General features: G+C 68.5%; 9 protein-coding genes and 1 pseudogene. 3 read left to right on the forward strand and 7 right to left on the reverse strand.

The window, feature by feature from the left end:
• From B4E30_RS09575 to B4E30_RS09590, 4 genes are all read right to left on the reverse strand, one after another.
• Positions 1 to 1613, reverse strand: a 1613-nt coding sequence (locus B4E30_RS09575) for a 3-hydroxyacyl-CoA dehydrogenase NAD-binding domain-containing protein (protein WP_286795031.1), incomplete at its 3' end; no start/stop codon positions are given.
• A gap of 8 nt (positions 1614 to 1621) precedes the next feature.
• On the reverse strand, positions 1622 to 2830 hold the full coding sequence (locus B4E30_RS09580) for a thiolase family protein (RefSeq protein WP_071043456.1): 1209 nt from the start codon (positions 2828 to 2830) through the stop codon (positions 1622 to 1624).
• Between the two features lie 73 nt (positions 2831 to 2903).
• Positions 2904 to 4103: an HRDC domain-containing protein gene (locus B4E30_RS09585; protein ID WP_286795032.1), complete on the reverse strand. Its 1200-nt coding sequence runs from the start codon at positions 4101 to 4103 to the stop codon at positions 2904 to 2906.
• Positions 4096 to 4656 (reverse strand): DUF3000 domain-containing protein, encoded by a 561-nt coding sequence (locus tag B4E30_RS09590; protein WP_286795042.1) that lies wholly within the window; start codon positions 4654 to 4656, stop codon positions 4096 to 4098. Before B4E30_RS09590 ends, B4E30_RS09585 begins: the two co-directional genes overlap by 8 nt.
• Before the next feature lie 52 nt (positions 4657 to 4708).
• On the opposite strand from B4E30_RS09590, the gene B4E30_RS09595 reads away from it, so the two are divergent.
• A complete protein-coding gene (locus B4E30_RS09595) occupies positions 4709 to 5923 on the forward strand; it encodes an alpha/beta hydrolase family protein (protein WP_286795034.1) in 1215 nt (404 codons plus the stop codon).
• Here the strand turns inward: B4E30_RS09595 and B4E30_RS09600 are convergent.
• From B4E30_RS09600 to B4E30_RS09610, 3 genes are read right to left on the reverse strand one after another with little or no spacing between them, the layout of a single operon-like run.
• Positions 5871 to 6617 carry a dihydrofolate reductase family protein gene (locus tag B4E30_RS09600; protein ID WP_286795036.1) on the reverse strand — a complete coding sequence of 249 codons (747 nt, stop codon included), beginning with the start codon at positions 6615 to 6617 and terminating at the stop codon, positions 5871 to 5873. The two genes, B4E30_RS09595 and B4E30_RS09600, sit on opposite strands and share 53 nt — an antisense overlap.
• Positions 6607 to 7056, reverse strand: coding sequence for a SufE family protein (locus B4E30_RS09605; protein WP_286795037.1), 450 nt, complete (start codon positions 7054 to 7056; stop codon positions 6607 to 6609). The genes B4E30_RS09600 and B4E30_RS09605 overlap by 11 nt, the downstream gene beginning before the upstream one ends.
• Positions 7056 to 7955 (reverse strand): sulfurtransferase, encoded by a 900-nt coding sequence (locus B4E30_RS09610; RefSeq protein WP_286795038.1) that lies wholly within the window; start codon positions 7953 to 7955, stop codon positions 7056 to 7058. Before B4E30_RS09610 ends, B4E30_RS09605 begins: the two co-directional genes overlap by 1 nt.
• A gap of 122 nt (positions 7956 to 8077) precedes the next feature.
• Between B4E30_RS09610 and zapE the strand changes: the two genes are divergently transcribed.
• Positions 8078 to 9112, forward strand: coding sequence for a cell division protein ZapE (zapE, locus tag B4E30_RS09615; RefSeq protein ID WP_286795040.1), 1035 nt, complete (start codon positions 8078 to 8080; stop codon positions 9110 to 9112).
• 214 nt (positions 9113 to 9326) lie between these two features.
• Positions 9327 to 9652, forward strand: a pseudogene (locus tag B4E30_RS09620) (ammonia channel protein); the annotation flags it as partial.

The raw sequence follows: 9652 nt of genomic DNA on the forward strand, positions 1-9652 counted from the left end.
CCCATGACCTTCGCCAGCAGGCGGTTCACCACGAAGCCGGGAGCGTCGGCGGTGAGGACCGCGTTCTTCCCGAGCCCCTTGGCGACGACGAACGCGGTCGCGAGGGCCTCGTCGGCGGTCTTCGCCGTCTTCACGATCTCGATCAGCGGCATGACCGCGACCGGGTTGAAGAAGTGGAAGCCCACCAGGCGCTCCGGATGCACCAGCGTGGAACCGATCTCCTCCACGGAGAGCGATGACGTGTTCGTCGCGAGGATGGCGTCGTCCGCGATGATCTTCTCGATCTCGCCGAAGACCTGCTGCTTGACCCCGACCTCCTCGAACACCGCCTCGATCACGAAGTCGCAGTCCGCATACTCGGACATGTCGACGGTTCCGCGCACCAGTGCACGCAGGCGGTTCGCGGCGTCGGCGTCGAGGCGCCCCTTGGACTCGAGCTTGCCGATCTCCTCGTGGATGTACGCGATGCCCTTGTCGACACGCGCCTGATCGAGATCGGTGATGAGCACGGGGACTTGGAGCTTGCGCACGAAGAGGAGGGCGAACTGGCTCGCCATGAGCCCGGCGCCGATGACGCCGACCTTGCCGACCTTCTTCGCGAGGCCCTTGTCCGGTGCGCCGACGGGACGCTTCGCGCGCTTCTGCACCAGGTCGAACGCGTACATCGACGCGGCGAACTGGTCGCCGCTGACGAGCTCTGCGAGGGCCTCGTCCTCGCGGGCGAAGCCCTCTTCGCGCGTGCCGCTCTTGGCGCGGTCGAGGAGGTCGAGGGCGACGTACGGGGATGAGGGGACGGTCCCGATCCTGGACTCCAGCATGTTCCGTGCCATCTTGACGGCGATCGGCCATTTGGTGAGGCGTTCGATCTTGCCGGGCTGGTTCCGGCGTTCCACCTTGATCGACCCGCCGAGCACGCCGTCAGCCCATCGCAGGGAGTCTTCGAGGTAGTTCGCGGCGGGGAAGATCGCATCCACGATGCCGAACTCGAACGCCTGCGCCGGCTTGAGCATCCGGTTCTGCTTGAGCGGGTTCGATATGACCACCTCGAGCGCGTTCTCGATACCGATCAGGTTGGGGAGGAGATAGGCCCCGCCCCAGCCCGGGATGATGCCGAGGAAGACCTCGGGGAGAGCGATCGCGGCGGCCGAGGCATCGACGGTGCGATACGTGGAGTTGAGGGCGATCTCCAGGCCGCCGCCCAGCGCGAGCCCGTTCACGAACGTGAAGGAGGGAACGCCGAGATCGGCGAGCTTGCCGAGCACGTGGTGACCGAGCTGGGCCACCTTGCGGGCGTTCTCCCGCGATCCGACGAGAGTGATGTCGGACAGGTCGGCGCCGGCGGCCAGGATGTACTGCTTGCCGGTCACGGCGACCGCGTCGATCTGACCGGAGGCCGCACGGTCCTTCAGTTCGTCGAGGCGCTCGTTCAGCTCGACGAGCGTTCGGGGACCGAGCGTGTTGGGACGGTTGTGGTCACGCCCGTTGTCGAGCGTGATGAGGGCAAGAGTCCGGCCCGAGGGCAGGCGAACGTCGCGCACGCGCGAGTGCGTGACGACCTCGTCGTCGGAGAGCGTCAGCAGGGGCGTGAAGTCGATCTGATCGTAGGTGCTCATGAGGCCGCTCACTTCCTGCGCTTCTTGCCGTCGTAGTGGGGGTTCTCCCAGACCACCGAACCGCCCTGGCCGAGTCCCACGCACATCGCCGTGAGGCCGTATCGCACGTCGGGGCGCTCGGCGAACTGCGCCGCGAGCTGGATCATGAGACGGACTCCGGATGCGGCGAGCGGATGCCCGAGCGCAATCGCTCCACCCCACTGGTTGACGCGCGGGTCGTCGTCGGCGATGCCGAAGTGGTCCAGGAGCGAGATCACCTGGACGGCGAACGCTTCGTTCAGCTCGAACAGACCGATGTCGTCGATCGTCAGGCCGGCCTTCCTGAGGGCCTTCTCGGTCGACGGGATGGGGCCGATGCCCATGATCTCGGGCTGCACGCCCGCGAAAGCGAACGAGACGAGTCGCATCTTCGGCGCGAGGCCGAGCTCCTTCACCGCGCCACCACCGGCGAGCAGCGACATGGTCGCACCGTCGGTGAGCGGAGAGGAGGTTCCCGCCGTCACGCGACCGTGAGGACGGAACGGGGTCTTGAGACCGGCGAGATCGGCCATCGTCGTCTGCGGACGACGACCTTCGTCTTCGGTGGCGAGCGCCCACGCACCTTCGGCGTCCTTGATCGCGACGGGAACGAGGTCGGCCTGCAGCTTGCCCGCATCGTAGGCGGCCTGCGCCTTGTGCTGGCTGAGCATGCCGAAACGATCCGAGCGCTCCTTGGTGAGATGCGGGAAGCGATCGAAGATCCGCTCCGCGGTCACGCCCATGTTGAGCGCGCCGGGGTCCACCATCTTCTCGGCGACGAAGCGGGGGTTGGGGTCGGCGTTGGAGCCGATCGGGTGATGCCCCATGTGCTCGACCCCGCCCGCGAGAGCGAGGTCGTACATGCCGATCCCGATCGAGGCGGCCATCGTGGTGACGCTGGTCATCGCACCGGCGCACATGCGGTCGATGGCGAATCCGGGAACGCTCTGGGGGAGTCCCGCGAGGATGGCGACACTTCGGCCCAGGGTCAGGCCCTGGTCGCCGGTCTGCGACGTCGCCGCGATGGCGACGTCGTCGATCCTCTCCTTCGGAACGTCGCCATTGCGCTCCATGAGTCCGATGGTCGCCTTCACGGCGAGATCATCCGATCGCGTGTTCCAGTACATGCCCTTCTCGCCGGCGCGCCCGAACGGGGTGCGCATTCCATCGACGAAGTAGACGTCCGAAAGCTCGGCCACTCTGCCTCCAAAGTTCAGGGATGTCCACAGCCTAGGAGCGGCCGTGGAGGGCTCGGAATCGGTTGGGTCGAACCTACGAATCCGACTCGGACCCCTGCTCCGGGGCTTGGGCGGAAGATACAAAAGCATCCGCGATCACCTGTGCAGTCTGTCCAATCTGCCAGGCTCGCGCACCCCACGACCGCAGGGCGTCCGCGATAGACGCCGCGTCGAGGTCGGTCGGCGGTGACCAGGCGACACGGCGCAACGTGTCCGGCGTCAGCAGATTCTCGGTGGGCATGTTCAGGCGCTCCGCGAGTTCCTCCACCGCCGGGCGCGACGCCTTGAGCCGAAGGTCAGCCTCCGGATTCCGCTGAGCCCATGCACGGGGCGGCGGGAGCGCGTCGCCGCCACCCGCGCGCTCGCGAGGCGGGTTCGCATCCGCGCGACCCTCTTCGATCGCGGCCCACCACCGGTCGAGCTCGGTCCGGCTGGCGCGCCCGGTGAAGTCCTTCACGTGCGCGAGGTCGTGCTTCGAGCGCGGGTCCGCGATGACGGCGGCGACGAGAGCGCGATCGGGTACCAGACGGCCCGGGGCCACATCCTCGGCAGCCGCCAGGTCCTCACGAGCGACCCACAGGGCGCGCGCTACGGCGAGCGAGGAGCGGCCTCGTACCGTGTGCAATCCGCTGAGCCGCCGCCATGGCTCCTCTCGGGGCGGCTTGGGCGGGCGATCGCGCACGTCGTCGAATTCTTCGAGGGCGAACTGCGTCTTGTCCTGCTCGGCGAGCTCGCGGGCGAGGGCGTCCCGCACGTCGATGAGGTGGATCACGTCGAGTGCGGCGTACTCGAGCCAGGACTGGGGGAGTGGACGCTGCGACCAGTCCGACGCGGAGTGAGCCTTGGCGAGGGAGATACCGACGGTGCTCTCGACGACCGCGCCCAGTCCGACGCGCTCGTGGCCGAGCAGCCGGGCGGCCAGTTCGGTGTCGAACAAGCGGTCGGGGACCAGGTCGAGTTCGCGAAGAGAGGGGAGATCCTGGCTCGCGGCGTGGAAGACCCACTCCACGTCGCCGATCGCGCGCTGAAGGGCCGCGAAGTCGCCGATCGCGGGCGGGTCGAACAGGAAGACGCCGGCATCCCGACGGAAGACCTGAATGAGGTATGCGCGTTGCGAGTAGCGGAACCCGGATGCCCGCTCGACGTCCACGGCGGCCGGTCCGGTGCCGGAGGCGAGTGTCTCGCACGCCGCGAGGAACGTGTCGCGGTCGGCGATGACGGAGTATTCAGCCACGGGGATTCCTTCGGGAGCCGAGGACGGCGATGCCCTCGGAGCCGGGCGGCAGCCCGGCCAGCATGCAGGTCAGCTCTGCCCACGCTTCGACGTGCGCGGTCAGGTCACCGTCGGGCGACCACGACGCGCGCAACTCGATCTGCGCGCCGTCGCCCTCCGCGGCGAGAGTTCCGAAGCCGCGGGAGAGGGTCTTCGTCGCCGTGCCCGACGCGGAGTGGTGGGCGGCGCCTCGAACCGAGAGAGCCTCCATCAGCCACGACCACGCGACCTCCGCGAGCATCGGGTCGGTGCCGATGTCGGTCTCCAGAGGCGCCTGGGCGAAGCACACGATGCGCCAGGGGCCGTTCCACGCTGCGGGCTCCTCGGGGTCGTTGAGGAGGATGAACCGCCCCGTCCCGTACGCCGACACGCCGTCGTCCGTCTCCGGGCGTACTTCCCCCGCCAGAGCGAGTGCGAACGGTGCGAGACCGCCGGGGGCGGGGATCTCGTGGACGGTGAGGTCGTCGCGGAAGCCCATCGCCCGCACCTGTTCGGCGACGGAGGCGAAGGCCATCGGCGCGGGAGGAGGGGTGACAGCCACGGAGACAGACTAGAGTGAGGCCTCGATGCACGCCTCCAGGCGCGCCGCGCAGAACGGCGCCACCCCCGCCCTCGTCACCGCATTCAGGTTCGCGATCACCGCCCTCGGTGGTGCGCTGGCGCTGGTGCTGACATCGATGTCCCTCCTCTCGCTGCGGGTCGCCAGACAGGTGATCACACCCGCCAATCGCCGGCCGGACACGCGCCTGCTCGATCTCGACACGCAAGCGCAGACGGTCACGCTCCAGCGCACGGCGGACACGGTGCTCCCCGGCCGGTACGGCCTGTTCACCACGGGGACCGAGAGCTACGTGAAGGTCGGCACCGTCCTGTCCGCGGACGACGAGACCGTCACGCGCAAGCTGCTCACCCACGTCGGATCGGGTGCTCATCTGGCACCCGACGCGGCCTTCAGCGGCTGGTACTTCAGTCATCCGGACGAGCTCCACCTGGACTGGACGCCGGAACTGATCGGCTCGGCGGTCGGGCCCTGCCCGGCGTGGCGGTTTCCCGCCGGCGACGGGACCACGTGGGTCGTGCAGGTGCACGGCCGTGGCACGACGCGCTCCGAAGCGCTTCGCGCGGTGCCGGTCTTCCATGCCCTGGGGATCACCTCGCTCGTCGTCTCCTATCGCAACGACGGCGAAGCACCGCGCAGCAGAACAGGGACCTACGCGCTCGGTGCGACCGAGTGGCGCGACGTAGACGCGGCCATCGGATTCGCACGACGGCGCGGCGCTCGGCGCGTGATCGTCATGGGGTGGTCGATGGGCGGTGCGATCGCGCTTCAGCTGGCACTCAACTCGGCTCACCGCGACGCGATCGCCGGCCTCGTCCTCGACTCGCCGGTGATCGACTGGCGGGTCGTCCTGGACTACCAGGCGGGAATCATGAACCTGCCGCAGCCGGTGACCCGACTCGCGATCGACGCCCTGGGATCGGAGTGGGGCACAGCGTTCACGCGGGCGGGGTCACCGATTCCGTTCGATCGCCTCGATGTCGTTGCGCGAGCGGATGAGCTCCGCCACCCCGTTCTCATCCTGCACAGCGACGATGACGGGTTCGTGCCGTCGGATGCCTCCCACGACCTGCTCGTTGCCCGGCCCGACCTTGTCGAGCTGGAGGCGTTCGAGGTCGCGCGTCACACCAAGCTGTGGAACTACGACCAGGACCGGTGGTCGCACGCGATCAGCGACTGGATGCGTCGACACGATCTCTCGGGTGCAACCGCAGATAGCTGAATCCGCGGTCGTCGACGAGCATCCCCGCCACCGTCGCGTCCCGCGGTCGCGACGGTGAGACGAAGGCCGTGCCCGCGGGTTCGAGCGCGGGCGCGATCGTGAGGCAGATCTCGTCCAGACATCCCGCCTCGAGGAACCGTGTCGCAATCGTCGGCCCTCCCTCGCAAACGATGCGGGGAAGGCCGCGCTCCCGGAGTTCTGCGACGATCGCACGCGGATCGAGCTGCTCGTCGGCATCGATCGTGACGTGCTCCACCGGCGCGCCGGCGAGCCGTGCGCGCACGCGCGCCCGGTGCGCGCGGGAAGACAGCACCAGTGCAGGCGGACGCCCCGGCCTGGTGAGCCGGACCCCGTCGATATCTCCCGTGGCGGTCACCACGGCGAGGCGTGCGTTGGCGGGGAGCAGGTATCGCTCGATGCGGGCCGTGGTCGCGCCCACGACGACGACATCGGCGTTGGCACGCACGGCGCGGAGGATCATCCGGTCGGTGGGGGAGGTGATGGTCTCGCTCGTCCCGTCGGCACCGGCGATCGAGCCCGTCACCGAGGTGACCATGTTCAGCCGGGTGAAGCCGGTGTCGTCGGCGGAGTACCGACGGCTGAGCCAGCGATCGGCATCGGGGGAGTCCGTGGTCACGGAGTCGAGCGTTCGCGGGACGACCTCGGTGACGGTGACCGTGCGCTCAGCGCTCACGCGCAGCCACTCTCTCGCGCACCTGGCGCTTCGCGCGACCGAGCATGCCGGTCATCCCCGCGATCCGAAGCGGCGACACGGCGCGCGTCAGACCGATCGACTGCGGGAAGTCGTCCGGGACGGCGAGAGCCTCGTGAGCGGTGAGACCCGTGAGGCCCTGAGCGAGGATGCTCGCGAACCCCCTTGTCGTCGGAGCCTCGGGGGGCGCGGTGGCGTGCATGACGACGCGGTGGTCGTCGTCGACCTCGACCACGATGAAGACGGGCGATTGACACTCGGCCACGCGTTCCTGCCGGTCGGGATGGTCGGCGAGGCGGGCGGGCATCTCGGGCAGCTCATGGGAGAACTCCAGGAGCAGCTGCAGGCGGTCCGGCTCCGGAAGATCGAGGAAGTCGTGTCGGATCGCCGCCAGTGCGGCCGGGAGGGGATGCTCGGTCATCACCGCGAAGGAACCTCTCCTCGGGCCGACCCGGTCACGATCGGCAGGCCCACCGCGCTTCCCCATTCGGTCCACGACCCGTCGTAGTTGCGCACATCGGGGAAGCCGAGCAGGTGCGTCAGGACGAACCACGTGTGGCTGGAGCGCTCACCGATGCGGCAGTACGCGATGATCGGGTCCGCGTCGCGCAGACCGACTTCCCCGCGGTAGATCGCCTCCAGCTCCGCGCGCGGGCGGAACGTCCCGTCCGCCGCTGCGGCACGGGCCCAGGGAACGCTGTGGGCCGTCGGAATGTGCCCCGCACGCAGGGCGCCCTCCTCCGGATAGGCCGGAGCCGAGGTCCGGGTGCCGTCGTACTCCTCGCCGGAGCGCACGTCGATGAGCGGTCGTCCGAGATGCGCGAGCACGTCGCCGCGGTAGGCGCGCAGCGTCGCATCATCGCGCTCGACCACGGGGTAGTCCGTGACCGGGCGCTCGGCGCGCTCCGTCGTGAGGCCCCGGCCCTCCGCGATCCAGAGGTCTCGTCCGCCGTCGAGCAGGCGCACGTCGTCGTGGCCGAAGAGCGAGAACACCCAGAGGGCGTACGCGGCCCACCAATTGCTCTTGTCGCCGTAGATGACGACGGTGTCGTCGCGGGAGATTCCCTTCCGACGCATCAGGTCGGCGAATCCGCGTCCGTCGACGTAGTCCCGCACCACCGGGTCGTTGAGTTCGGTGTGCCAGTCGACCTTCACCGCTCCCGGGATGTGCCCGGTCTCGTACAGGAGCACATCCTCATCGGATTCGACCACGACCAGACCCGGTGCTCCGAGATGCTCGGCCAGCCATTGCGTGCTGACCAGGCGCTCCGGGGCGGCGTAGTCGGCGAAGGTGTCGGCAGGGTCGTATGCGACGGGCACGGAACTCTCCTCGATGCAGGGCGGCTGGGATGACGGCGTAGTGTGGATCCGCGTCCTTCGAGCCTATTTCCCATTCTCCCCCGGGGGATCGCATCCGTCACCGCCGCGACACGAAGGACGACATGACCGCGACCACGGCCCGATCCGGAATCGTGCACCTGGCCGAGCGTCAGCCGCAGCTGAGCGGAGAGGACATGGTCGCCGCTCTCGTGCCGCCGCGGCAGTTCTCGCAGGCCACGTTCGAGTCGTACCGCGCGGACGGCGACTACCCTTCCCAGCAGGAGGCCAAGGAGACGCTCGCGACCTTCGCCGGCGGACGAACGGCGGCTTCGCGCGGCGGCCTGTTCCGGCGGGGGAGGAAAGCACCCGAGGTGAAGCCCGGCGTCTATCTCGACGGTGGCTTCGGCGTGGGAAAGACCCATCTGCTCGCGGCGGTCTACCACGCCATGCCCGCGCGACGGAAGTACTTCGGCTCCTTCATCGAGTACACCGCACTCGTCGGCGCGCTCGGCTACAAGAACACCGTGGGCCTGTTCCGCGGCGCCGAACTGCTGTGCATCGACGAGTTCGAGCTCGACGATCCGGGCGACACGATGGTGATGACCCGGCTGCTCGGAGAGCTGGTCGCCTCCGGCACCCGATTGGCGGCGACATCGAACACGCCGCCCAACGCCCTGGGCGAGGGCCGTTTCGCGGCGCAGGACTTCTTGCGGGAGATCCATGCGATGGCGGCGAGCTTCGACACGCTCCGGATCGACGGGACCGACTACCGGCAGCGGGCGGTCGACGGCCATGCGCGCGTTCTGACGGATGACGAGTACCGCTCCGGGATCTCCGCCGCGGCGAGCGTCGGAATCGCCTCCGACGACGCGTTCGCCGACGTGATCGGCCACCTTGCGCAGGTGCATCCGTCCCGATACATCCGACTCATCGACGGAGTGTCCACCGTCGGCCTGCGCGACGTGACGACGTTCGACGATCAGTCCGCCGCGCTGCGCTTCGTGGCCTTCGTCGACCGCGTCTACGACGCGCAGATCCCCATCCGTAACACCGGCCTGTCGCTGGACGGGGTCTTTCCCGACGAGATGCTCGCAGGCGGATACCGCAAGAAGTACCTGCGCGCCATCTCGCGTCTCGTCGCGTCCACTCTCGCCTGACCCGCGCCAGCCCTTCGCGACATCTCACGGCACGTTCTCGCCGTCGAGAAACCTGATGTTTACCTGAGCGCCGGTGACGTAACAAACCCGAAACACGCGACGCACGCCGCCTGAAACCCTCGCTCGCGAGACTGGGGCACGTCCCACCGGACCGCCACCCGAACCGCGGCCACCGTGGGCACCCGAGTAACACCAATCATGGATGAGGAACTTCATGGACAGCGGAAATCTCGCCTGGCTGATCACAGCCTCGGCACTCGTGCTCTTTATGACGCCTGGCGTCGCGTTCTTCTACGGAGGCCTGGTCAAGGCCAAGAGCGTCGTCAGCATGATGATGATGAGCTTCGGCGCGATGGGTCTCGTGAGCGTGCTCTGGATCCTCTACGGCTTCAACATGAGCGCCGTGGAGAGCACCTGGGCATTCGCCGGCAACCCGTTCGCCGACTTCGGTCTCGCCTCGGCGTCGAGCGATGACCTCGTCGGTGCCATGTTCGGCGGCACCTTCGCCATCATCACCGTCGCGCTGATCTCCGGTGCGAT

The sequence above is a fragment of the Microbacterium sp. UBA3394 genome (genome assembly GCF_002358725.1).
GTDB lineage: Bacteria > Actinomycetota > Actinomycetes > Actinomycetales > Microbacteriaceae > Microbacterium > Microbacterium luteum.